Origin of the sequence: Pseudomonas sp. TSRC2-2 (assembly GCF_049897785.1) — a bacterium.
Classification (GTDB): domain Bacteria; phylum Pseudomonadota; class Gammaproteobacteria; order Pseudomonadales; family Pseudomonadaceae; genus Aquipseudomonas.
Map to the genome: position 1 here is coordinate 554,899 of NZ_JAFCWZ010000001.1, position 23,045 is coordinate 577,943.

Below are 23,045 nucleotides of genomic sequence, written 5' to 3' on the forward strand. Positions count from 1 at the left end.
ACCGCGCTAACAGGAGACGTACATGCGCTATTCAGCCTTGACCCAACGAATCGCCGGGGAGGGTGCCGCTGCCTGGCAGATTCACGACCGAGCGCTGGAACTGCGCGCCGAGGGCGTCGATGTTTTGTTATTGAGCGTCGGCGATCCGGACTTCGATACGCCGTTGCCGATCGTGCATGGCGCTATCGACAGTCTGCTGGCCGGCGATACCCATTACGCCGACGTGCGCGGTCGGCTCGAGTTGCGCTGGCTGATTGCCGAGCGTCATCGCCAGCGCAGTGGTCAGCAGGTTGATCCTGATCAGGTGATTGTCCTGCCCGGCGCGCAATGCGCGGTGTATTCGGTGGCGCAATGTCTGCTCGATCCTGGCGACGAAGTGATCGTCGCCGAGCCGATGTACGTCACCTACGAAGGTGTGTTTGGCGCCTGCGGTGCCAAGGTTATTGCGGTGCCAGTGCGCCCGGAAAACGGCTTTCGCGTCGACCCGGCCGATGTCGCTGCACGCATCACTCCGCGAACTCGCGCCATGCTGCTCAACAGCCCGAATAATCCCAGCGGTGCCAGTTTGTCCTTGCTGATCTGGCAGGAACTGGCGGCGCTGTGCATTCGTCATGATTTGTGGCTGATCAGCGATGAGGTGTACAGCGAGCTTTTATACGAGGGTGAACACATCAGCCCGGCGAGCCTGCCGGGCATGGCCGAGCGCACCGCGACCATCAACAGCCTGTCCAAATCCCATGCCATGACCGGTTGGCGTATCGGCTGGATGATCGGTCCGAAACCTTTGGCTGAGCATCTGGTGAACCTGTCGCTGAGCATGCTGTTCGGTTTGCCGGATTTTGTACAGAAGGCCGCGCAAGTGGCGCTGCAAAGCGATTGGCCGGAAGTCACGCAGATGCGAGAAGAATACCGATTGCGTCGGGATCTGGTGTGCGAGCGATTGCACGGCTGCCCCGGCTTGCAGCCGATTTGCCCCGACGGCGGCATGTTTGTGATGGTCGATGTACGCCAGACCGGGCTCGGCGCCCAGGCGTTTTCCGAGCGGTTACTGGAAGGGTATGGCGTGTCAGTCTTGGCTGGCGAAGCGTTCGGACCCAGCGCGGCGGGGCATATTCGCATCGGGCTGGTGGTGGATCGGGTCAAACTGGCGGATGCCTGCGCGAGGATTGCGTTGTGTGCGATGCAGCTGCTTCAAGCGCGCAGGGCCTGAGACGCTGTAGCGTCTTCGCTGGCCCCTTCGCGAGCAAGCTCGCTCCCACATTTGAAATGGCGTTCCCCCTGGAGGCAGGTTTGCTTCCATTTTTGAAATGCATTCTCCTGTGGAAGCAGGTTTGCTCCCACTTGAAATGCATTCTCCTGTGGAAGCAGCTTTGCTCCCACTTTGAAATGCATTCTCCTGTGGAAGCAGGTTTGCTCCCACTTTTGAAATGCATTCCGTGTGGGAGCGGGCTTGCTCGCGAAGGCGGATTGGCAGGCGCCAGGGATCTCAGCTTTGCCATGCAGAGGCATTCACCAGATTCGCCGGCCGCTGCCCGTTCAAAGCCGCCAGCAGATTCTCCACCGCACAGCGCGCCATCGCCTCACGCGTTTCATGGGTCGCCGAGCCCATGTGCGGTGTCGCCACCACATTGCTCAGTTGCAATAACGGCGATTCATGATTCAAAGGTTCGCGCTCAAACACGTCCAGCCCGGCCGCGCGAATGCGCTTGTTGCGCAACGCCTCGATCATCGCCGCCTCATCAACGACCTTGCCGCGCGAGATATTGATGAAGATGCTCTCTGGCCGCATCAGCGCAAACTGTTCGGCGCCGATCAAACGTTCCGTCTGCGCTGTCAGCGGCAAGGTGAGGCAGATGAAGTCGGCCTGCTGGAGCAGATCTTCGAGGCTGCGGTATTGCGCGTCGAAACGCTGCTCGACCGCCGGTTTGCGCGACTGACTGTGGTAGATCACCGGCATGCCGAAACCGAAATGCCCGCGCTGGGCCAAGGCTTCGCCGATGCGGCCCATGCCGATGATGCCCAGCGTCTTGCCGTGCACATCGGTACCGAAATGCGACGGCCCGATGTTGCGGCTCCACTGCCCGCCACGCACCATGTTCGCCAATTCGACCACCCGCCGGGCAGCAGCGAGGATCAGGGCGAAACCGGTGTCGGCGGTGGTTTCGGTGAGCACGTCCGGCGTGTTGGTCAGCAGGATCTTGCGCTGGCTCAGGTAATCGATGTCGTAGTTGTCGACGCCCACCGAGACGCTGGCGATCGCTGCCAACTGCGGCGCCAGGTCCAGCAGCGCCGCATCGAGTTTCAGACTGGCGCCGAGCAACCCGTGGGCGCGGGGCAGGGCATCGCGCAACTGCATGAGGCCATCGGCATCAAGGCTTTCGATTAACGTCACGTCGAATTGCTCTTGCAACCGCGCCATCAGCGCGGGCGAAAGTTTCTTGTACAGCACGACCTGTTTTTTCATGGCAAAAGTCCTTTCAGGAATGCGCCGGCACACGTGGCGTGGCGACGGCTTTGGCGACGACGCGATCACTGGCGCCGGGCTTGAGGAAAATCGTCAGCACCACCGACAGCAGCAATGCGCCGCTCATCAAAAGGTATGAGGCGCCGGGCGAACCGGTGGAGCTGTTCAGATAACCGACCAGATATGAGCCGCCGAAAGAGCCGAGCGCGCCCATGCTGTTGATCAGCGCCATGGCGCCGCCAGCGACGTTGGCCGGCAGAATCTCCGGAACAATGGCGAAAAACGGACCGTACGGCGCGTACATGCAGGCGCCGGCAATCACCAGCAGCGTGTACGACCACCAGAAATGTTCGGCGCCCAAGGCATACGAGCCATAAAACGCGATCGAAGCGATCAGCAGTGGCGGCCAGACGAAGCGTTTGCGTTTCTGCAACTTGTCCGAGCCCCACGACACCGCGAGCATGCCCAGCACGGCCGCCAGATACGGCAGCGCCGACAGCCAGCCAGCCTCGATCATGTCCATCTGCGCGCCTGCCTTGAGGATCGACGGCAGCCACAGTACAAAACCGTAAACGCCGATGCTCCAGCAGAAAAACTGCAGCGCGAGAATGATCACCTTCGGCGAACGGAATGCCTCGGCGTAGTTCTTCACCGCTTTGATGCCGACCTGCTCAGCGGCGAGCGCGCTTTCCAGATCGTGCTTTTCCTGTTCGTTGAGCCACTTGGCCTGAGCCGGACGATCATCGGCCAGACGCCACCAGATAAACGCCCACAGCACCGCCGGCAGACCTTCGATGATGAACATCCAGCGCCAGCTGAAATGCTGCACCAGATAACCGGAGACTACCGACATCCACAGCATCGTCACCGGGTTGCCGAGGATCAGAAAGGTGTTGGCCCGCGAGCGTTCGGCACGGGTGAACCAGTGGCAGAGATAGACCAGCATCGCCGGCATCACCGCTGCCTCGACCACGCCGAGCATGAAGCGTATGACGATCAGCCAGTAGGCGTTTGACACCACGCCAGTCAGCGTCGCCAGGCCGCCCCAGAGAATCAGGCTGACGAATATCAGCTTCTTCACGCTATGCTTTTGCGCGTAGATCGCGCCGGGTACCTGAAAGAAAAAGTAGCCGAGAAAGAACAGCGCACCGAGCAGCGAGGACAGGCCCGGCGTGATCATCAAGTCTTCGGCCATGCCCGATGCAGCAGCGAAACCGTAGTTGGCGCGGTCGAGATAGGCCAGGCTGTAAGTGATGAACACGATCGGCATGATGTACCACCAGCGGCGGGTGGCGAGGGTTGCGGTTTTCATCGGAGTGACTCCTGAGCTTGTTGTTTTTGTCGCAGCAGGTTCGATTATTTGCGGTGACTAGGCTGGCCTCTTCGCGAGCAAGCTCGCTCCCACAGTGTCCGATGTGTACACAAAACCTGTGGGAGCGGGCTTGCTCGCGAAAGCGACCTCGAATTCAGCGGCTAACTCCAGGCGAGTGGGCAACCCTTCCATATCGCCACGACTCTGCACCGCGCGACTGCCAATCCAGTTCGCCCGCTGCACGGCCTCGGCAAAGCTCTGATGCTCGAGCAGGGCGCTGATCATCCCCACCGCAAAACCATCGCCTGCGCCTACCGTATCGACCACATTCGTCACCGGCACGCCAGCCACAAAGCCCTGATCCAGCTGCGTGCGGTAATAAGCCCCTTCAGGCCCGAGCTTGATCGCTACCGCTTCGGCGCCTTGATCCAGGTAAAACGCCGCGATGTCCGCCGGGTCGTCGAAACCGGTGAGCAAACGACCTTCGCTCAACCCCGGCAGCACCCAGTGGGCGAGAGCGGCGAGGCGGTTGACTTCGCGGATCATCTCGCCCTCGCTGGCCCACAGGCTTGGGCGTAGATTCGGGTCGAACGACACGCTACGCCCGGCGTTGCGCATCCGAGTCATCAGTTCCAAGGACATTTCCCGCGCCGAAGCGGACAGCGCCGGTGGAATGCCCGTGGCGTGCAGATGGCGGGCGCTGAGCAGGCTGTCGGTGATGGAGTGCGGCGACAGATGACTGGCCGCCGAGCCGCGCCGAAAATACTCGACCTGCGGGTCGCTACCATCGTCGTTGCGCGATTTGAACTGGAACCCGGTGGGACGGTTTTCATCGACTTCGACGTGGCTGCAATCCAGACCTTCTTTGATCAGCGTTTCGACCACATAGCGCCCGAGCGAATCATTCCCGACCCGGCTCAGCCACGCGACGTTGAAACCCAGACGCGACAAGCCGATCGCGACATTGCTATCGGCTCCGGCAATGCGTTTGTGAAAGTGCTCGACCTGCGCCAGATCGCCGGTCTGCTCGGCGACCAGCATCGCCATGGTTTCCCCAAAGGAAAGAATATCGATCTCAGACATGAGCTGGCTCCAGGCGCGATTGACCAAGGCGGGCGAGAGCGGCGACGTGCTCGCGGGTCAGCTGCACCAGGTCATCGCCTTGCAGCGGATATTCGGCGGCGCGCATAACGCCTTGGTCCATGTGCCGCAGCAGTTGTTCCCACAGATGCAGGTCGCTGATGGCCGGTGGCACGGCGACCAGTTTGCCGTCGGCGCGGCGGGCCACGGCTTTGCAATGCACATAACCGACGTGCCGGCCGAGCGCGCGTGCGGCGCTGGCGGCGGACTGGTCCTGCCAGTGCCAGTTGCCAATGTCGAAGGTCATTTTGATCGGCAGGTTGTGTTGCTCGACGGCGGCGAAGAAACGCTGAAACGGCTCAATGCGTCCGCCGTGCAAAGTCTGGTCGTTCTCCACCAGCAGATGCACCGGGCTCTGCTGGAGTCGCTCGGCCAGCGCTTGCAAGTCAGAGTTGTCAGTGAAGTAGCCGAGCGAGACTTTCAGCCATTTCGACCCGAACGTCTGGGCTCGTTGAAGTGCGGTCATCAATTCGGGATTCGGTTGCGCTTGCCCTGCCAGCCACAGTTCTGTGGGCGAGGAATAGATACTTTGCAAGCCTTGCGCCCGAGTGGCCTGAGCCAGTTGCGCCGGGTCTTCGCGGGTCAGCAACTCTTCGCGCCACTCGATGCGATTGGCGCCGGCGGCCGCGAGAATGTCGACAAAAGCATCCTGCCCACGCTGGCGCACGACCTCGGCACCGTAGCTGGACAGACTGATGGAAACGGCTGGTTTATTCATTGTTATCGACCTCTGAAACCGGTTTCATTTTTGTTCAAAAAAATATCAGGTGTTTCTGTGTTGTCCCTGCGCATTCGCGAGCAGTTCAGACATCAACTCCTCGGGTCGAGCCCCGCTCGATCAGCAACGGTGCGAAATCCACCACCCGTGCCGCCGCATCATCCCCACGCAAACGCTTGAGCAGACACTCAAACGCTCGCGCGCCAATTTCCTGTGTAGGCTGCGCCAGCGCAGTAATCCCGCTACTCACCAACGGGTACCAGTCGAGATCATCCAGGGCGATGAGCCCGACATCCTCGAACAACCGGCAACCCATTTGGTGCAACGCCGTCGTCGCGGCTAACGCTGCCACACCATTGGCGCAAAACAGCGCTTTCGGCCCGGCATTGGTGTTGTTCATGAACGTCTGAAGTTGGCTCGCCAGATCATCATCAGTTTCAACAACTGCCCCGGTTAACCCTGAACGCTGAGCGATCTGCGCCTGAAAACTGCTGACCCGCTCGACCCGCGAACTGGTGCCGTCAAATGGTTCGGTGACCAGCAGAAGATCCCGATAGCCACGCTGTTCAAGGTGTGCGAGTGCCATCTCAACCGCTTGCGGGTTGTTCAACCCGACCATGTCGCTGTCGATGCCTTTGACCTTGCGATCCACCAGCACCAGCGGCATCTCGCGGCGCAGCTCGTGCAATTCGTCACGATGGTGGCCCAGCGTGTTCACGATCAGCCCCTCGATGTTGTACGAGCGCAGGAGCGCCAGATGCTGGCGCTCCTGCTCGTCATCGCGATCGGTGTTGCACACCACCAGACTGTAGCCGTGCGCACGGCAGGCGGTTTCCACCCCGTGCATCACGGCAATCGAATAAGGGTTACGGATATCGGCGACCAGCATGCCGATCAGGCGCGTACGCCCGCGCTTCAAGCCACGGGCCATTTGGTTGGGGCTGTAGCCGAGTTCGTTTATGGCCTGCTCGATGCGCAAGGCGATTGCATCGGAGAGCAGCGCGCGGTCATCGCCGATAAAGCGCGAGACACTGGCCTTTGACACGCCAGCGCGTTCGGCAACATCAAGCATGGTCACGCGGCTGCGCTGGGCGGCGGAAAAGTCGTTCACAGGCTGAAACCTTGTTATTGGATTTATAGGTTTGGGAGCAATGGCCACTCTGAAACCGGTTTCAGGAAACACCAGAAACAAATCTGTCGTCAAGTAAATGATCACCCGGGCGGCATCTGATACCGACGGACGGGTGATTCGCTAACCAAACAAACCGGCGGCGATATTGATGGAAAAACCCAGAATCGCAGTGTTGAACACAAAGCCGATCAGCGACTGCGCCAGGACGATTTTGCGCATGCCCCGCGTTGCGACGCCTACATCCGAAGTTTGCACAGCGACGCCGATGGTGAAGGAGAAGTACAGGAAATCCCAGTAATTGGGCGTAGTCAGCCCTTCGGCGAAACGCAGTGCCGGCTCCTTGCCGTCCCAGGTGTAAAACAATCTGGCGTAGTGCACGCAGAAAATCACACCAATCAGCAGCCATGAACCGATCACCGTTAGTGCGGTGAACGCGTAATGCAGCAGTTTCTGGCTGCTATCCAGGTCCTTGCTGCCGGCCAGTTCGAGGGTAATGGTGGCCAGGCTCGCCAGCGCGGCAATGCACACCACGAACAGCACCAGGCCGGCGTTCTCGTCTTCGACTTCAGCGATGCGTTTGACGTCCGGTGCCTTGGCGCGCACGGTCAGCCAGAGCATCAGGATCAGATAAGTCCAGACACCCGCGTTCCAGCCGCTGAGGATTTTGCTGACGATGGAATCGGCAGGGGCCAGCAGACCGGTGGCAAGACCGAGCAGGGCGGCAGCGGAAAGGCGAGGGTGGGTGCGGGCGAGGAAGCGCATGGTGACTCACGTTGGTGAACTGTCAGCGCACCATAGCGCAGGCGATCCGGCTTTTGTAGGAGCTGCCGAAGGCTGCGATTTTTTGATCTTTTAAAAGCAAAGTCAAAAGATCGCGGCCTTCGGCCGCTCCTACAATTGGATCAGTGCTATTTGGTAAATCGTTGTACGAGCTTCATGACCACGACGAAGAACACCGGCACAAAGATAATCGCCAGCGTCGCCGTAATCATCCCGCCGATCACGCCCGTGCCGATCGCCTGCTGGCTCGCCGAGCTGGCGCCGGTGGCAATGGCCAACGGCACCACGCCGAGAATGAACGCCAGCGAGGTCATCACGATCGGCCGCAACCGCAAGCGCGCTGCCTGCAAGGTCGCGTCGATCAGGTCGTGCCCCTCGTCATACAGGCTCTTGGCGAACTCGATGATCAGAATCGCGTTCTTCGCCGACAGGCCAATGATGGTGATCAGGCCAACCTTGAAAAACACATCGTTGGGCATTCCGCGCAGCGTCACCGCCAACACCGCGCCCAGTACGCCCAAGGGCACCACCAGCAACACCGAGGTCGGAATCGACCAGCTCTCGTACAACGCCGCCAGACACAGGAACACCACCAGCAACGACAGGCCCAGCAGAATTGGCGCCTGATTGCCGGACAGGCGCTCCTGCAGCGACAGACCGGTCCACTCCTGGCCCAGGCCTTTAGGCCCCAGCGCTACCAGACGCTCGACTTCGGCCATGGCCTCACCGGTGCTGTGCCCCGGCGACGGTTCGCCGGAGATCGCAATGGCCGGGTAGCCGTTATACCGGGTCAACTGCGCAGGCCCTTGTATCCAGTTGGCCTGAACGAAAGCCGACAGCGGCACCATGTTCCCGGCGTTATTGCGCACGTGCATTTTCAGCAAATCATCTACCTGACTGCGCTGATCGCCTTCGGCTTGCACGACCACGCGCTGCATGCGGCCCTGATTGGGAAAATCGTTGATGTAGCTGGAACCCACCGCCGTGGACAGGACATTGCCGATGTCGGCAAACGACACACCCAGGGCATTCGCCTGCTTGCGGTCGACGATCAACTGCACTTGCGGCGCTTCGGCCAGGGCGCTTTCACGGACGTTCATCAATACCGGACTTTTCTCCGCAGCGGCGAGCAGTTCCGTGCGCGCTTGCATCAACGTCGCATGCCCCAGGCCGCCGCGATCCTGCAGGCGAAACTCGAAACCGCTGGAATTGCCGAGGCCATCCACCGGCGGCGGTTGCACCGAAAAGGCCATGGCGTCCTTGATCTGGCTCAGGGCAGCATTGGCGCGGTCGGCAATCGAGCTGGCGGCATCGTCACTGCCACGTTCAGACCAATCCTTGAGTGTCGAAAACGCCAGCGCTGCGTTTTGCCCGCTACCGGAAAAGCTGAATCCGAGAATGACCACGCTGTCACTGATTCCCGGCTCACCGGCGTTGTGCGCTTCGAGCTGTTCAGCCACTTGCACGGTACGGTTCTTGGTCGCGCCGGGCGGCAGCTGGATATCGGTGATGGTGTAGCCCTGATCTTCGGTCGGCAGAAACGAAGAGGGCAGGCGCGCGAAACAGATTCCGAGTCCAATCAGCAGGACGACGTAAATCAGCAAGTAGCGACCGGTGCGCTTGAGCGCGTACCCGACCCAACCCTGGTAGCGATCGGTCAACCGCTCGAAACGGCGGTTGAACCAGCCAAAGAAACCGGACTTCTCGTGGTGCTCGCCCTTGGCAATGGGTTTGAGCAATGTCGCACACAGCGCTGGCGTCAAGGTCAGGGCGAGGAATGCCGAGAACAGAATCGAGGTGGCCATCGACAGTGAGAACTGCTGATAAATGACCCCGACCGAACCCTGCATGAAGGCCATCGGAATAAACACCGCCACCAGCACCAGGGTGATGCCGATGATCGCCCCGGTTATCTGCGTCATCGCCTTGCGCGTGGCGTCCTTGGGCGACAAGCCCTCGCTGGCCATGATGCGCTCGACGTTCTCCACCACAACGATGGCGTCATCCACCAGAATGCCGATGGCCAATACCATGCCAAACATGGTCAATACGTTGATCGAGAAGCCCAGCGCCAGCATGGTTGCAAAAGTGCCCATCAACGCCACCGGCACCACCAGTGTCGGGATCAGGGTGTAGCGCACGTTCTGCAGGAAGAGGAACATCACCGCAAACACCAGCAGCATCGCTTCGCCGAGGGTATAGATCACTTTGGTGATCGAGACTTTGACGAACGGCGAAGTGTCGTAAGGGATCTTGTATTCCACGCCGGCCGGGAAGTAGCGCGCCAGTTCATCCATCTTCGCCCGCACCAGCGTGGCAGTGTTCAGTGCGTTCGCGCCCGGTGACAGTTGCACGCCGACGGCGGTAGATGGCTTGCCGTTCAGACGGGTGCCGAACTGGTAATCCTGACTACCGATCTCGACCCTCGCAACATCACCGATGCGCACCGTGGAGCCGTCGCGATTGGCCTTGAGCACGATGTCGGCGAATTCCTGCGGTGTCGACAATTGGCCTTTGACCAGAATCGTCGCGGTGATTTCCTGCGTCGAAGGTGACGGCAGGTCGCCGATGCTGCCGGCCGAGACCTGCGCGTTCTGCGCAATGATGGCTTCGTTGACATCAGCCGGCGTCAGGTTGAAGGCGATGAGCTTCTGCGGATCGATCCAGATGCGCATGGCTCGCTCGGCGCCGTACAGCTGCGCTTTGCCGACACCGTCCAGACGTTTGATCTCGTTCATCACGTTGCGCGCCAGATAATCGCTGAGCGCCACGTCATCAAGTTTGCCGTCGCTGGAGGTCAGGGTGATCAGCAACAGGAAACCGGAAGAGACTTTCTCCACCTGCAAACCCTGTTGATTGACCGCTTGCGGCAGGCGCGACTCGACCACCTTGAGGCGGTTCTGTACATCGACCTGCGCCAGCTCGGGATTGGTACCCGGTTGGAACGTTGCTTTGATCGTCGCGCTACCGAGGCTGCTTTGCGATTCGAAATAGAGCAGGTGGTCAGCGCCGTTGAGCTCTTCCTCGATCAGGCTGACCACGCTTTCATCGACGGTCTGCGCCGAGGCGCCCGGGTAGACAGCATAGATTTCGATCTGCGGCGGTGCGACGTCGGGGTATTGCGCGACCGGCAACTGCGGAATGGCCAGCGCACCGGCCAACAGGATGAACAGGGCGACTACCCAGGCGAACACCGGGCGGTCGATAAAGAACTGCGGCATAAAAGAGCGTCCTGCTTACTGACCAGCGTTCTGGGCAAGTGGAAGAGGGGTTTCGTCGATCTGTACTTTTTCCCCGGGGCGGGCGTGTTGCAGGCCTTCGATGACGATACGATCGCCGGGCTTCAGGCCGCCGGTGACGATCCAGCGATTGTTCTGCACTGCACCCAGTTGCACCGGTTGCTGCGCCACGCGCATTTGCTCATCGACGGTCAGCACTTGAGCAATGCCGGCGCTGTCACGCTGCACTGCGCGTTGCGGCACGGTGATGCCGTTCTGGATGGTTGCCTGCTCAAGGCGAACGCGGATGAAACTGCCCGGCAGCAGGTCAAGATCCGGATTGGGAAATTCGCTGCGAAGGATGATCTGACCCGTGCCCGGATCGACGGTGATGTCGCTGAACAGCAGCTTGCCGGGCAAGGGATACAGACTGCCGTCATCCTCAATCAGCGTGGCCTTGGCCTGATCCTGGCCGACTTGCTGCAACTGCCCGGAACGGAACGCACGTCGCAGTTCATTGAGTTCTCGGGTCGATTGGGTCAGGTCGGCATGGATCGGGTCGAGTTGCTGTATCAGCGCCAGCGGCGTGGTTTCGTTCTGTCCGACCAGCGCACCTTCGGTGACCAGCGCGCGACCGATACGCCCTGAGATCGGCGCGGTGACGGTGGCATAACCGAGGTTCAGCTTCGCCCGTTCCAGCGCTGCCTTGCTGGCGGCGACGTCGGCAGCAGTCTGCCGGGCAGCGGCGCGGGCGTTGTCGTAGTCCTGACCGCTGATGGCCTGGTCCTCGATCAACTGCGCATAGCGTTGCTCTTGCAGTTTTGCCTGGAAGGCGTTGGCCTCGGCTTTGCGCAGCGCAGCTTCTGCGCTGTCCAGATCAGCCTTGAACGGCGCCGGGTCGATGCGGAACAGCACGTCACCCTTTTTCACGTCGCTGCCTTCGCGGTAGGTGCGCTGCAACACCACACCGGCGACTCGCGCACGCACTTCGGCCATCCGTGGCGCGGCGATGCGCCCGCTCAACTCGCTGCTGATCGATAGCGGCTGGGTTTTGACGGTCTCCACGCGAACCGTGGCCGGTGATGCTTGCTCTTCGGCATTCGAGGACGAATCACACGCGCTCAGCGTCAGCGCCAATGCGATCAGGCCGAGCCCGGCCAGCAATTTTCCAGACATGTACAACCCCCAATATTGAAGGCCGCATCCTACGGCCAGTCGGGGAGGTTAGCGGTGAAGCTTTGTAGCTGCTGTGTGAAATTGTGTAAGGGTTTTGCTCAGGAGCGGGCGGGGGCGTATATCCTGCGATCCTTGAATTCTTTTGTGACGGTTAAACCACTTTCGCGCTGTCAGATGTGTTTGCGAACAATGCAAAACCCATGTGGGAGCGAGCTTGCTCGCGAAAGCGGTCTGACATTCACCACAGCAATATGTGGAACACCCCATGCCCAACATCCTCCTGGTCGAAGACGACACCGCCCTCGCCGAACTGATCTCCAGCTATCTGGAGCGCAACGGCTATTCCGTCAGCGTCATTGGCCGTGGCGACCATGTGCGCGAGCGGGCGCGCATCAGTCCGCCGGATCTGGTTATTCTCGACCTCATGTTGCCGGGCCTCGATGGTTTGCAAGTGTGCCGCTTGTTGCGGGCTGATTCGGCGACGCTGCCGATCCTCATGCTGACGGCTCGCGATGACAGTCATGATCAGGTGCTGGGCCTGGAAATGGGCGCTGACGACTACGTCACCAAACCCTGCGAGCCCCGGGTGCTGCTGGCGCGGGTGCGCACGTTGTTGCGGCGTAGCAGCCTCGGCGAACCGCTGGCGGTCAATGACCGCATTGTCATGGGCAATCTGTGCATTGATCTGTCCGAGCGCACCGTGACCTGGCGCGATCAAGCGGTTGAGCTGTCCAGCGGCGAATACAATTTGCTCGTAGTGCTGGCCCGGCATGCCGGCGAAGTGTTGAGTCGCGATCAGATTCTGCAGCGCCTGCGCGGTATCGAATTCAACGGCACCGACCGCTCGGTGGATGTGGCGATTTCCAAACTGCGGCGCAAGTTCGATGATCACGCCGGCGAGGCGCGCAAGATCAAGACCGTGTGGGGCAAGGGCTATCTTTTCAGCCGCTCCGAGTGGGAATGCTGAGCTGATGTTTCGCATCCTGTTTCGCCTGTATCTGGTGACGATCGTCTCCTATAGCGCGGCGATCTATCTGGTGCCGGATCTGGTGGTGATGGTCTTTCGCGATCGATTCGTCACCTACAACCTGGAGTTTTCCCGAGGTCTGCAGTCGCTGATCACCAAGCAGTTCCATGCCGCGCCGCAAGAGCAGTGGCCGGCGATTGCTGCGGCGATGGACAAGGAATTCCAACCGTTGCACATCGTCCTGACGCCAATTGATGACCCGGCGTTTACGCCCATCGAGCAGGAACGTCTGCACCGTGGTGAAAACGTCGTGCGCATCGGCGACTGGGGCTGGCGGACGCTGGCGGTGACTCCGTTGAATGCGGACATGGCCGTGCGCATGGTCGTGCCGCCCGATCCGGTTGACGTCGATCTGTTGTACTGGAGCATCAATGTGCTGATCGGCGCCATGTTGCTCGGCTGCCTGTTGCTCTGGCTGCGGCCGCACTGGCGCGATCTTGAGCGCTTGAAAGGCACCGCCGAACGCTTCGGCAAAGGCCATTTGAGCGAGCGGACCAAAATCGCGCCGAGTTCGAACATTGGCAGCCTGGCCAACGTGTTCGACACCATGGCGGGCGATATCGAAAACCTGCTCAACCAGCAACGCGATCTGCTCAACGCTGTTTCCCACGAGCTGCGTACACCGCTGACGCGCCTGGATTTTGGCCTGGCCCTGGCGTTGTCCGAAGACCTGCCCGCCGCCAGCCGCGAGCGTTTGCAGAGCCTGGTCGCGCATATCCGTGAGCTGGATGAATTGGTGCTGGAATTGCTTTCCTACAGCCGCTTGCAGAACCCGGCACAATCGCCCGAGCGCATCGAGGTGTCGCTGGACGAGTTTATCGACAGCATTCTTGGCAGTGTCGACGAGGAGCTGGAATCGCCAGACATTATTATTGACGTTCTGCTGCACGGTCAGCTCGAACGATTTGCACTGGATCCGCGCCTGACTGCCCGGGCCATTCAGAACCTGTTGCGCAACGCCATGCGCTATTGCGAAAAACGCATTCAGATTGGCGTGCAGGTCATCGCCGGTGGTTGTGAAATCTGGGTCGACGATGACGGCATCGGCATTCGCGACGACGAGCGCGAGCGGATCTTTGAACCCTTCTATCGACTTGATCGCAGCCGTGATCGCGCGACAGGTGGTTTCGGCCTTGGCCTGGCGATCAGCCGTCGCGCGCTCGAAGCGCAGGACGGTACGTTGACCGTTGAGAGCTCGCCCTTGGGTGGAGCGCGATTCAGGCTGTGGTTGCCGGCCACGGCCTGAATCTCCTAACGGATATCAGATGATTGAATCAGGCTGACGCCGGCCTCTTGCATCCGCGTAATGGCGGCCGCAAGCGAACCGTCCAGATCAATTGCCCGACACGCATCCACCACCACACAGGCATTGAAGCCCGCCGCCCGCGCGTCCAGCGCCGAAAACATCACACAGAAATCCAGGGCCAGGCCAACCATATAAACGGTGTCCACGCCACGCTCTTTCAAATAGCCGGCAAGCCCGGTGGTGGTACTTCGGTCCGCTTCGAGAAAGGCCGAGTAGCTGTCGATGTCGGGGTTGCAGCCCTTGCGGATGATCAATTGCGCGTGCGGTAAATCCAGTTCTGGATGCAATTCGGCGCCGGCGCTGGCTTGTACACAATGCTCGGGCCACAGCGTCTGTGGGCCGTAGGGCAATTGGATGACCTCGTAGGGCTGCCGTCCGGGATGACTGGATGCAAACGAGATGTGCCCACTCGGGTGCCAGTCCTGAGCAATCACGACTTGCTTGAACTGGCGCGCGAGCCGGTTGATCAGCGGCACAATCCGCTCACCTTCAGGCACCGGTAATCGGCCGCCGGGAATGAAATCGTTCTGAACGTCGATAACCAGTAATGCAGCGCGGGACGAAATTGGCACAGGGAGATCTTCCTGAGAATAAAAACCTTGGCCAGTCTAGCAGGGCTCCTGTCAGCCGCTGGTCTGCAATACGCACTGCTGGGTTTTACTGTCCCAGACCTGGCCTTTCGGACACTCAGGCTTTTTCACGGCGTCACTTTCATCGACGGCGAAAACAGCAGGGCTGGACAGGGCGGCGACCAGCAGCGGGACGGCGAACAACATTTGACGGATATTCATGGTCAATCTCCACTTTCATCGGCTTGGAGCGGAAGTTGTTGTGCTCTTTTGCAGTGACTGTTCAGTCATTCGGAAGATTCAAATTTGTGGGGCCAGGCGGACGCCTTCGTGCCTGATTTGCGCCGGTCTCGGATCCCGCGAACCACCAGATACAACAGCGGCCCTATCGAAACGAACACTGCCGTCAGCAGCAAATACGGCACCACAGACCAGACCGATCGGCCGCGACCCTTGGCGTCCTTGACCATCCACACCCCGGCGAGCGTCGCCAGCAGATACAGATCGATCACCACCTGCGCGGTGTCTGGCCGCGACATAAGGCTGATGCCGAAGTCGATCAGGGATTGTTCAGCCTGGAGCATTACCGAAACGGTGTAGCCGCTGAACGCGAGCAAAGCGCTGAGAGGCAGGGCGATGGGCATCATGCTTTCCTTCCTTGGTGTGATGAGCAGAATCGCCAGCCTACCGGCGCGACGCACAATTGACCATTGACTTGTCATCCGCCGACAGGCTAATTTCCAGCCCATGACTTTCATCGTATCGCGCTGCCAGCCAAGCATTATTACCGCCATTCCTCATTTGGCGGGCTAGCTCACGACTGCAGCACCCAACCCGCCCTAGAGGCGGGTTTTTACTTTCTGTCTCCGGGGTACTGAAAAATGTCAGGAGACGACCATGCCGCACAGCCCCGACCAGCAAGCACTGCTTGAGCACTACGTGAAAAAGATCCTGGCTGCGCCGGTTTACGACATTGCGCTGCGTACACCATTGCAGTCGGCGCCGGCGTTGTCGGAAGTACTGGGCAACCGGGTTCTGCTCAAGCGCGAAGATCTGCAACCGACGTTCTCTTTCAAAATTCGTGGTGCCTACAACAAGCTCGTGCAACTGAGCGATGAGCAGAAAGCTCGGGGAGTAATCACTGCATCGGCAGGTAATCATGCGCAAGGTGTAGCGCTGGCGGCGCGGGAGTTGAACATTGCCGCGACGATCGTCATGCCGTCCACTACTCCTGAGCTCAAAGTACTGGGCGTGCGCAGTCGCGGTGCTAAAGCATTGCTGCACGGCGAGAGCTTCCCGTTTGCCTTGGCTCATGCGCTGCAATTGGCCGAGCAGACGGGGTGCACGTTCGTTTCACCGTTCGATGACCCAGACGTGATCGCCGGCCAAGGAACCGTGGCCATGGAGATCCTGCGGCAGCATCAAGGCGCGCTGGACGCCATTTTCATCCCGGTTGGCGGCGGCGGCTTGATCGCCGGCATCGCGGCTTACGTCAAATATTTGCGCCCGGAAGTGCGGATCATCGGCGTTGAGTCTGAGCACTCGGCCTGCCTGCAGGCGGCTTTGCGCGCGGATGAGCGTGTGGTTTTGCCCAGCGTTGGTACTTTCGCCGATGGTGTGGCAGTGGCGCAGATCGGCGCATATGGCTTCGAAGTTTGCCACTTCTGCGTAGATGAAGTGATCACGGTCAGCAACGATGAACTCTGCGCCGCGATCAAGAACATCTACGACGATACCCGTTCGATCACCGAGCCATCCGGTGCCCTGGCAGTAGCGGGGATCAAGCAGTACGTCGCGCGCAGTGGCGTTCGCGGTCAGATTCTCATCGCCATCGATTCAGGGGCGAACATCAACTTCGACAGCCTGCGCCATGTTGCCGAGCGCGCCGCTGCTTGCGGCGTGCCGGCGTGATGTTGATCAGGGCAGCAACGGGCGCAGAAACGTGCGCTCGTAACTGACAATGAATTTCTTCTCGACCAGATCGGCTACCAATGCGGTGCTTTCCGAGTCGGTCATTGCGATATGCCGATAGCTTTCGTAATCGGCCAGCGACGGGAAGCTGAACAGGCAGTAAGCGATGTTGCTCGCGCCCTCGGATGGCAGAAAGTAGCCGTGATGGGTGCCGCCCAAACGCTCAACAATGTCGAGCCAGGCTATGGCATAAGCCTCGAACGCGGCCAACTGATAAGGATCGATCACATATCTGACGTGGCAAGTAATCAAGGGCTGGGCTCCGGTTATTCCTGCAGGGCGGTGCCGACTTTGTCCGACGCCGACCAGATGCGATAGCGCACTTCGACGTCCGAAGGCGCGTACACCACGACTGGCAACTTGCTGTTGTAGCGCAACATGAAGCCGTCACCGACGACCGGAACGAAAGCACGTTTTTTCTGACTGCCGGGTGGGCAGGCCATCATCGTGCTCATCGGGCCGATGACCTTTTCCAGGCGATAGAACGGATAGCCCCAGCCTTGCAGGTTCTTTTCGTCGAGAACACCGCCCAGACGTTGACGGTTGCAATCCACTTCCAGAGTTTTGCCAGCGAGAATTTCAACCTGGAAATTCTCTTCCTGCTCTTGCTTGGGCAGATGGATGACCTGTCGGGTAAACCCGGCTTCGGCTTTGGGATACGGCGCCACGTCTTCGAGCTTGGCGGCGTGGGCGAGGGTGGCAAGGTTGGCGATCAACAGGCCAGTGATCGCGCAAATGCGTAAGGAATTCATGGAAGCCTCCGTGCGGGTTGAATTGCAATGGGAGACATTCTTGCCGTCATAGACTTCGAAAGCAAATTCGCTCAGAGATTGCAGATTGCAGGGGACGGATGGTCGGTTCATGCATTTTGCAAATAGCAGGATACTGGCCACTTTTCCAAGTGCTTGATTTTGAAGGAAGCAAAACGAACCGATCAAAGGCACGTTTTATGCGTGCTCTCGGTGAGGCGCACCGGATTTGGGCGCCTACACTCCAATGGGCATTTCGCAGTACCACCACTTGCCGCACCAAGGAAACAGCGGGGGGCACACCCGCGAAGGCGCAGCAAAGGGTCAGCGTGAATACTTGATTGGCAATCGCACAGAAAGGAGAGGGTTCGCCATGTTTTTATCTGCCTTGGAACTACGCAACATCATTGAAAGCAGCTTCCTGCCGAAACGCTGCCAGTGCACGTTGACACCCGACTTGTCGATGTCCGTCAAAGTATTTGGCGACCATCGAACCGACCAAGCGGATCTCTACGTCAGCGGAATCGACGCCAGCCGATTGAACAGCTGCCGTGAAATCAACAATCTGGTCGCAGGCCTGCGTTCAGATCTCGCTCAGCAAACCAGTACACATCAAACCAGCGCTCGTTCTCGAGCCGTTTAACCGACCGGTTCACCCAGTTCGACCGTCACGCGCCGGGCCTGTACAAAACCAAGGCCCAGCGCGAACTCGACCAGCACCGCGAGCAAAATCCCGGGGCCGACATGGCCATTGAGCCATTCGCCAAAACCCAACGCCGCCAAACCGAAACAGCCAACGATGAAACCATTGCTCAGTGCACTGCGTGCTGCTGAGGGCGGAGCATTGCGCAGCAAATAAAACATCACCCCCAACGCCGCAAACAGCACCGCGCTGCGCCGAGCGACTACGCCGGTGCCATCCGAATAACCGATACTCCAGATCGCCAGCAACACCTCCGGAAAAAATCCCCAGACCAGCGCCAGCAGAAAACACAGGATTGAAGTGAAGCTCGACAACGTGCGGAACGACAACTGCATGGCCAATCCTTGCGGCAGTAGTGAAGGCCCCGAGCATACCCGCCGAAACCACCCCACGCCTACGGCCAACCGGAAATTCAGAATCGTCTGTCAGTTCTGCTGACTGCATGCGTCAGACAATTTCCTGTAGCTGATTTGTGCGGGCTTGCCGGTGTCGTCGATGTATTTCATGTCGGCAGTGATGACTTTGCATTTCAGGGTCGGCGGTTCGGTTAGCGAAAGCACCTTCGCCACGTGTAGTGGCATGCCGTATTGGTAGGGTGTTTGATTAGATGTGGCGGAGGTGTCGTTGGCTTGGGCCAGTGCGGCGTATGAGCAGCAGGCGAGGGTGGCGGTGAGCAGGAAGGGACGAATGTTCATGAGAGGACTCCAGCGTAACGGATAGGCGCCCGGGCAAGAAGCCGGGCGAGCCTGCCGCACTGGGCTTCAGCGGGGCAGAGCTGAGGGTGTGCGGTGGTATGGAGTCTCTGACTGTGGCGTTAAGGTTGAGTTAACCGCGGTGAATATGAGCTGCGCTATAGAATCAGAATTACGATTGCTGAAGATCGGCGTTTCCATCGTCGTTCATTCGAGCTATTCATAGTCAGCGACATCAATGTTCCCTGTGTCATTTTACAAAGCGATGTTATATAGAAATTGAGAATTCAGTCAGACAGCTGCTCATTTGACCAAGCGCTTATCAACAGCCCGGATCATAACCGAGAGATGCGGCAATGGTTACTCTTCGCCAGACCAGTACCAGATAGTTTCGCCCCATTTGGAATCACTGAATCTTGGCATAATCTCGCCTTGCTGGAAATGTTGTCTTGAGTCAGATTTTGCAGGAGTAAACCAGTAACCAGTTCTACTGCAGGGTTGGCCGCCGTCGATTCGCAAGACCTGAGAATTATTGGTTGGTTGATAGTTGCGGGCGTATTCAACTAGATCCTTTGGATAAACCATGTGGTCTATTTTGCTGTCGTCAATACCGTATAGAAACGCAACGGCGCCAGCCTCGAAAGCCCAGTATCCAACATAGTTTCCTTCCTCTCCCTGAAGGTGGGTGTCATGCCAAGGGGCCTGTTTGAAAGCTGGATACCATTGGCTACAGAATTTCTTGAGAAGGTCCGAAGCTTCTTCTCCTGTATCTGCATAAATCGCTTGAATTAGAAGAGAATAAACCTCGTGATACCACTGATCTACATCTGTTCGGTCAGGCAGGATTTTGCAGAGCAAGTCTTCATATAGTGTGTCGTCACCGGCATATCCCGCATTGTCGAGCAGTCTTACGAATCGCTTAAGGAGGTCTGTGCGATGAAGCAAAATACATAGACTGATAACTTGCACGCATTCTTCATATTCATGCACCCAATCATCAATGGCTAACGGTGATATTTCGGGTAGGTTTTCAGATTTCGCTAGCGTGGCCTGCCTAAGCTCATACTTTTCAACTAAATTTTCAAGGAGGGGAATCAAAGACTGAATCTCTTCTCCCGCCGTATAAGTCGCGGTCAACTTGCGAAGTGTCAAACGCTGAATATATCTCGCGCGGATTGTTTGTTCGCCTTCTGGAGTGTCGGATTTGAATATAGTGGTTTTCAGAAGCTCAGTTGCTTCGTCGTGCTCTCGTAAAAAGTTTTTATAATGAGCTTCGCTAAAGAATTTTTGTCTTTTAGTCATTTTTTACACCTCTAGCTTAAGCGAATCTATTATGCCATACTTCTTTGTTAATGATTTTTTACGTTTATTGACAAAACTCTTCACTTCAACTTCCGAATAGTGGAACGCTTTATGGTTTTCATGAGTCGATTCGTTTGTATTGTTAAGGCGAGCGCTAGCGTGTTCCTTAGGGCTGGAGCTGATGTGGTAGAGAGGGGTGTAAAACAAATGGCGACTATACGAGCCAGCTACTTGCAGTTGTAGCGAATATCCCGATACCGCTTTCTCCAGATTTTCCTCAATCCATTCGTCACTCATCTGCACGAGTATTCTTTTCATTTTTTTAGTTGTAGGTTTCTCACTTTTTTGGGCGTGAGTTTGTTTCTTGCCTTTGTTGATTTTTCTCTTGGTTGCAGCGATGGCTGTGGGTTCGGCGTTTTCGGCAGGTTCTATGAGTTCACTCGGTTCCGTGAGCCCAGAAACGCCTAACTTCGATGCGACCCCTGGCTTTCTCGTATTATTCAGTTTCCGCATGAACTTCGGTGCATCTTCATCACGGCTTGCCTTTGCCTCCACAATGGCGAACTTTTCGCCGCCATTGTTTGCGGGATTAGCCCGCCAAACCGCGTCTATCCCGGTGCCGTTAGCACCGTCCGTGAGCTTGTACAACACATGTTTGGCCTTGGGACTGCCGCCCGCCGAAAGTTTCCCCAACTTGCTCGCGCTTGGCACTCCCTCAAGCCACTTACCGTCAGCGCCCTTGTCGTGTCCATCCCAGTCCTTGCCCCAGCCAAGCTCCACGGCACAGATGTAGTCGGCGATGTGCTCGCCGCTGACACCCAAGCCCTCGTTCAAAATGCTGGAAGGAGCCTGAAGACCAACTTTGGAGGCTTCGACCTGATTGGAGTGAGTGCCACTGGCACCGTCTGTGCCTTTGGCTGCAACGGCGGCATCTTTGTTCGCAGGCTTTTCCGCTCTTTTCGGATGGCTTGAACCGGAGGAGGCAGCAGAGCTGTTGCGCTGCATGCCTTTCCATTTGACCAAGCGCTTTTCAACAATTGCGACCATGGCCGGCATGTTGTCGCGGGAGGCGGCAAGGACGGTGACGACTGAGGTCTTTGCCCAGTTGGGCAGGCTTTGAAAAGTCGAAGAGCCTTTTACGCCGGTGATGATTTCGTCGAGTTCGGCGCGCAGCTTGCCGGCGTCGAATATCTGCTTGAGCAGTTCTTCCGGGCTGGTTTTGATGCCGCACTCTTGCAGAACGAAGCGCAGCAGGTCGAACAACACCGGGGCGTAGCGTTGTGGGTCTTTGTTGACGATTCGCAGGCTCTTTTTCAGGCCGTCGCCGGGACCGGGGATCCAGCCGATGACGGCCATCAGCAGGTCGAATTGCGCATCTTCCTTGCCATCGGTCGACTCTGCGTTGTAGAGGACGATGGAGGATTCGATGGTGTCGTAGGCGTCAATGGCCTGTCCCAGAAACGGCACTGCGCCCAGCGCGATACCTTTCGCCAGTTCAACTGCAGCCTCTTGATAGGCGGCGCTACGGTCTTGGCCACCGTCGTTCGCGCTTTCAGCTACTGCCTCGCTCATGTCAGCCTCCCTGCGGCTTTTTCCACCAGTGCCTGTAAATCGACCTGATTCGGGTCGAGCCCGAGTTTGCGCAGGTCTTCGTTAACCTTTTCATCCGAGTTCTGCACGACCGCCACGCTTTCACGGGTGAATGGCCGCGGGTCCTCACCGTAATAAACCTTGGCCGGGCCTTTCGGGACGTCCTCAAGGCGGGCAAAACCGTCATTGTCCAGCACACCTTCGCGAGTTGAACCATCTGCAAACTCAACGCGGTAAGAGGCACCAGGGACAGGCTCAAGGTTGTCGTAATGCAAATTTAGTTCAAGCCACGTCGGATTGGCTTTGGCCGTATCCATCAGTCTGCCGGCGGCGTCCAACGCCGCGAGCCCTGGAATCAAAGGCGTCAGAATCCCAATCCCAGTCCCCACCCCCGGCGCACCACCGGTATTCACCTTCACCTCAGCGCCGCTAATCGTGACACCACCGGCATCAACCTTCACAAAACTCCCACCAGCCTTGGCCGTCAGCTCCATGCCACCCTCAACCACCACCTTGTCACCAGCGTGATAGTGAATCTCCGTCCCAGCCTCAACAAACTGCCCCATCCCCACCTTCACATGCTGCGTCACACCCACCGTCAGGTGATCATCCGCGCGCATTTCGCTGATGCGGTCCAGATGAGTGATGCGGTGTTCTTCGACCTTGAACTCGCTCAACACGTTAGCTTCAACAGTGTCATGCCGTTCGTTGCCGACGCGGATTTTCTGGTCGTGTTCGATGTTTTCGTCCCAGTCGCGCTGGGCGTGGATGTAGATCTGTTCGGCGCCTTTTTTGTCTTCGATGCGGAATTCGTTGTAGCCCTTGCCGCCCGGGGAGCTGAGGGTTTTGAAGGTGCTGCGGGTCTTGTTGGCCGGCAGGTCGTAGGGGACGACGTTTTCCTTGTGGTACAGGCAGCCGGTGACGAGGGGCTGGTCAGGGTCGCCTTCGAGGAAGGTGACGAGGACTTCCATGCCGATGCGCGGGATGGCGATGCCGCCGTAGGCGCTGCCTGCCCAGCCGCTGGCGACGCGCATCCAGCAGGTGGTTTTGTCGTCGGACTGGCCGTCGCGGTCCCAGTGGAATTGGACTTTGATGCGGCCGTGCTGGTCGCAGTGGATTTCTTCACCGGCGGGGCCGGTGACGACGGCGGTCTGGCTGCCGAGGACTTTGTTCCATAGGACTTTTAGCCCTCAGCA

At 58.6% G+C, this 23,045-nt stretch carries 21 protein-coding genes and 2 pseudogenes; 5 read left to right on the plus strand and 18 right to left on the minus strand.

From position 1 onward, the window contains the following. Positions 1-22: 22 nt before the first annotated feature. A complete protein-coding gene (locus ACP7D9_RS02595) occupies positions 23-1,210 on the plus strand; it encodes a pyridoxal phosphate-dependent aminotransferase (protein WP_426155501.1) in 1,188 nt (395 codons plus the stop codon). A 276-nt stretch (positions 1,211-1,486) separates the two neighbouring features. Here ACP7D9_RS02595 and ACP7D9_RS02600 read toward each other — a convergent pair whose 3' ends face one another. From ACP7D9_RS02600 to ACP7D9_RS02635, 8 genes are all read right to left on the minus strand, one after another. Further along, entirely contained in the window at positions 1,487-2,464 is a 978-nt protein-coding gene (locus ACP7D9_RS02600) for a 2-hydroxyacid dehydrogenase (RefSeq protein ID WP_101157232.1), read from the minus strand. A 13-nt stretch (positions 2,465-2,477) separates the two neighbouring features. Further along, positions 2,478-3,776, minus strand: a complete 1,299-nt coding sequence (locus ACP7D9_RS02605) for an MFS transporter (RefSeq protein WP_076562678.1) — start codon at positions 3,774-3,776, stop codon at positions 2,478-2,480. 57 nt (positions 3,777-3,833) lie between these two features. Then, positions 3,834-4,859, minus strand: a complete 1,026-nt coding sequence (locus tag ACP7D9_RS02610) for a sugar kinase (RefSeq protein WP_397478463.1) — start codon at positions 4,857-4,859, stop codon at positions 3,834-3,836. Next, the gene (locus ACP7D9_RS02615; RefSeq protein ID WP_426155504.1) at positions 4,852-5,634 is read right to left on the minus strand and encodes a sugar phosphate isomerase/epimerase family protein; all 783 of its coding nucleotides are present in this window, start codon (positions 5,632-5,634) and stop codon (positions 4,852-4,854) included. The genes ACP7D9_RS02610 and ACP7D9_RS02615 overlap by 8 nt, the downstream gene beginning before the upstream one ends. An 85-nt stretch (positions 5,635-5,719) precedes the next feature. After that, complete coding sequence (locus ACP7D9_RS02620; protein WP_101157240.1) at positions 5,720-6,745, minus strand: LacI family DNA-binding transcriptional regulator; 1,026 nt, start codon at positions 6,743-6,745, stop codon at positions 5,720-5,722. 141 nt (positions 6,746-6,886) lie between these two features. Further along, positions 6,887-7,528: a DUF1345 domain-containing protein gene (locus tag ACP7D9_RS02625; protein WP_101157242.1), complete on the minus strand. Its 642-nt coding sequence runs from the start codon at positions 7,526-7,528 to the stop codon at positions 6,887-6,889. A 146-nt stretch (positions 7,529-7,674) separates the two neighbouring features. Further along, positions 7,675-10,767, minus strand: a complete 3,093-nt coding sequence (locus ACP7D9_RS02630) for a multidrug efflux RND transporter permease subunit (protein WP_426155507.1) — start codon at positions 10,765-10,767, stop codon at positions 7,675-7,677. Between the two features lie 15 nt (positions 10,768-10,782). Beyond that, entirely contained in the window at positions 10,783-11,940 is a 1,158-nt protein-coding gene (locus ACP7D9_RS02635) for an efflux RND transporter periplasmic adaptor subunit (protein WP_101157246.1), read from the minus strand. Positions 11,941-12,205: 265 nt separating this feature from the next. Here ACP7D9_RS02635 and ACP7D9_RS02640 point away from each other — a divergent pair, with 265 nt between their 5' ends. Both ACP7D9_RS02640 and ACP7D9_RS02645 read left to right on the plus strand, forming a co-directional pair. After that, positions 12,206-12,907, plus strand: a complete 702-nt coding sequence (locus ACP7D9_RS02640) for a response regulator transcription factor (protein ID WP_016774890.1) — start codon at positions 12,206-12,208, stop codon at positions 12,905-12,907. A gap of 4 nt (positions 12,908-12,911) precedes the next feature. Next, entirely contained in the window at positions 12,912-14,213 is a 1,302-nt protein-coding gene (locus tag ACP7D9_RS02645; protein ID WP_426155510.1) for an ATP-binding protein, read from the plus strand. Positions 14,214-14,218: 5 nt separating this feature from the next. Here the strand turns inward: ACP7D9_RS02645 and pncA are convergent, their stop codons facing one another. From pncA to ACP7D9_RS02660, 3 genes are all read right to left on the minus strand, one after another. Beyond that, a complete protein-coding gene (pncA, locus tag ACP7D9_RS02650) occupies positions 14,219-14,845 on the minus strand; it encodes a bifunctional nicotinamidase/pyrazinamidase (protein WP_426155512.1) in 627 nt (208 codons plus the stop codon). Between the two features lie 51 nt (positions 14,846-14,896). Then, positions 14,897-15,064 (minus strand): hypothetical protein, encoded by a 168-nt coding sequence (locus ACP7D9_RS02655; RefSeq protein WP_157830861.1) that lies wholly within the window; start codon positions 15,062-15,064, stop codon positions 14,897-14,899. Between the two features lie 65 nt (positions 15,065-15,129). Next, complete coding sequence (locus ACP7D9_RS02660) at positions 15,130-15,489, minus strand: DUF2834 domain-containing protein (RefSeq protein WP_426155593.1); 360 nt, start codon at positions 15,487-15,489, stop codon at positions 15,130-15,132. Positions 15,490-15,739: 250 nt separating this feature from the next. On the opposite strand from ACP7D9_RS02660, the pseudogene ilvA reads away from it, so the two are divergent. Next, positions 15,740-16,729: pseudogene (gene ilvA / locus ACP7D9_RS02665) on the plus strand (threonine ammonia-lyase, biosynthetic); the annotation flags it as partial. Between the two features lie 30 nt (positions 16,730-16,759). Here ilvA and ACP7D9_RS02670 read toward each other — a convergent pair. Both ACP7D9_RS02670 and eco read right to left on the minus strand, forming a co-directional pair. Continuing rightward, on the minus strand, positions 16,760-17,065 hold the full coding sequence (locus ACP7D9_RS02670; RefSeq protein ID WP_101157256.1) for an NIPSNAP family protein: 306 nt from the start codon (positions 17,063-17,065) through the stop codon (positions 16,760-16,762). A gap of 14 nt (positions 17,066-17,079) precedes the next feature. Further along, positions 17,080-17,565, minus strand: a complete 486-nt coding sequence (gene eco, locus ACP7D9_RS02675) for a serine protease inhibitor ecotin (protein WP_101157258.1) — start codon at positions 17,563-17,565, stop codon at positions 17,080-17,082. Positions 17,566-17,935: 370 nt separating this feature from the next. Between eco and ACP7D9_RS02680 the strand changes: the two genes are divergently transcribed. Beyond that, positions 17,936-18,205 carry a DUF1652 domain-containing protein gene (locus ACP7D9_RS02680; RefSeq protein ID WP_426155595.1) on the plus strand — a complete coding sequence of 90 codons (270 nt, stop codon included), beginning with the start codon at positions 17,936-17,938 and terminating at the stop codon, positions 18,203-18,205. Here the strand turns inward: ACP7D9_RS02680 and ACP7D9_RS02685 are convergent. From ACP7D9_RS02685 to tssI, 5 genes and pseudogenes are all read right to left on the minus strand, one after another. Continuing rightward, positions 18,202-18,600, minus strand: a complete 399-nt coding sequence (locus ACP7D9_RS02685; RefSeq protein WP_313001529.1) for a hypothetical protein — start codon at positions 18,598-18,600, stop codon at positions 18,202-18,204. The genes ACP7D9_RS02680 and ACP7D9_RS02685 overlap by 4 nt on opposite strands. A gap of 90 nt (positions 18,601-18,690) precedes the next feature. After that, the gene (locus tag ACP7D9_RS02690; RefSeq protein ID WP_313001527.1) at positions 18,691-18,960 is read right to left on the minus strand and encodes a DUF2790 domain-containing protein; all 270 of its coding nucleotides are present in this window, start codon (positions 18,958-18,960) and stop codon (positions 18,691-18,693) included. Between the two features lie 357 nt (positions 18,961-19,317). Next, positions 19,318-20,259, minus strand: coding sequence for a PoNe immunity protein domain-containing protein (locus tag ACP7D9_RS02695; protein ID WP_426155515.1), 942 nt, complete (start codon positions 20,257-20,259; stop codon positions 19,318-19,320). A 3-nt stretch (positions 20,260-20,262) separates the two neighbouring features. Further along, positions 20,263-21,831, minus strand: coding sequence for a hypothetical protein (locus ACP7D9_RS02700; RefSeq protein ID WP_426155517.1), 1,569 nt, complete (start codon positions 21,829-21,831; stop codon positions 20,263-20,265). Next, positions 21,828-23,018: pseudogene (gene tssI, locus ACP7D9_RS02705) on the minus strand (type VI secretion system tip protein TssI/VgrG); the annotation flags it as partial. The gene ACP7D9_RS02700 and the pseudogene tssI, both read right to left, overlap by 4 nt. Positions 23,019-23,045: the final 27 nt, after the last annotated feature.

Coding starts and splice junctions, on each gene's coding strand:
- ACP7D9_RS02625 (WP_101157242.1), bottom strand. CDS start 7,528: ATGCGCTTCCTCGCCCGCACCCACCCTCGCCTTTCCGCTGCCGCCCTG.
- ACP7D9_RS02630 (WP_426155507.1), bottom strand. CDS start 10,767: ATGCCGCAGTTCTTTATCGACCGCCCGGTGTTCGCCTGGGTAGTCGCC.
- ACP7D9_RS02660 (WP_426155593.1), bottom strand. CDS start 15,489: ATGATGCCCATCGCCCTGCCTCTCAGCGCTTTGCTCGCGTTCAGCGGC.
- ACP7D9_RS02595 (WP_426155501.1), top strand. CDS start 23: ATGCGCTATTCAGCCTTGACCCAACGAATCGCCGGGGAGGGTGCCGCT.
- ACP7D9_RS02645 (WP_426155510.1), top strand. CDS start 12,912: ATGTTTCGCATCCTGTTTCGCCTGTATCTGGTGACGATCGTCTCCTAT.
- eco (WP_101157258.1), bottom strand. CDS start 17,565: ATGAATTCCTTACGCATTTGCGCGATCACTGGCCTGTTGATCGCCAAC.
- ACP7D9_RS02635 (WP_101157246.1), bottom strand. CDS start 11,940: ATGTCTGGAAAATTGCTGGCCGGGCTCGGCCTGATCGCATTGGCGCTG.
- ACP7D9_RS02640 (WP_016774890.1), top strand. CDS start 12,206: ATGCCCAACATCCTCCTGGTCGAAGACGACACCGCCCTCGCCGAACTG.
- ACP7D9_RS02700 (WP_426155517.1), bottom strand. CDS start 21,831: ATGAGCGAGGCAGTAGCTGAAAGCGCGAACGACGGTGGCCAAGACCGT.
- ACP7D9_RS02600 (WP_101157232.1), bottom strand. CDS start 2,464: ATGAAAAAACAGGTCGTGCTGTACAAGAAACTTTCGCCCGCGCTGATG.
- ACP7D9_RS02610 (WP_397478463.1), bottom strand. CDS start 4,859: ATGTCTGAGATCGATATTCTTTCCTTTGGGGAAACCATGGCGATGCTG.
- ACP7D9_RS02685 (WP_313001529.1), bottom strand. CDS start 18,600: ATGCAGTTGTCGTTCCGCACGTTGTCGAGCTTCACTTCAATCCTGTGT.
- ACP7D9_RS02605 (WP_076562678.1), bottom strand. CDS start 3,776: ATGAAAACCGCAACCCTCGCCACCCGCCGCTGGTGGTACATCATGCCG.
- ACP7D9_RS02690 (WP_313001527.1), bottom strand. CDS start 18,960: ATGAACATTCGTCCCTTCCTGCTCACCGCCACCCTCGCCTGCTGCTCA.
- ACP7D9_RS02695 (WP_426155515.1), bottom strand. CDS start 20,259: ATGACTAAAAGACAAAAATTCTTTAGCGAAGCTCATTATAAAAACTTT.
- ACP7D9_RS02680 (WP_426155595.1), top strand. CDS start 17,936: ATGTTTTTATCTGCCTTGGAACTACGCAACATCATTGAAAGCAGCTTC.
- ACP7D9_RS02615 (WP_426155504.1), bottom strand. CDS start 5,634: ATGAATAAACCAGCCGTTTCCATCAGTCTGTCCAGCTACGGTGCCGAG.
- ACP7D9_RS02655 (WP_157830861.1), bottom strand. CDS start 15,064: ATGAATATCCGTCAAATGTTGTTCGCCGTCCCGCTGCTGGTCGCCGCC.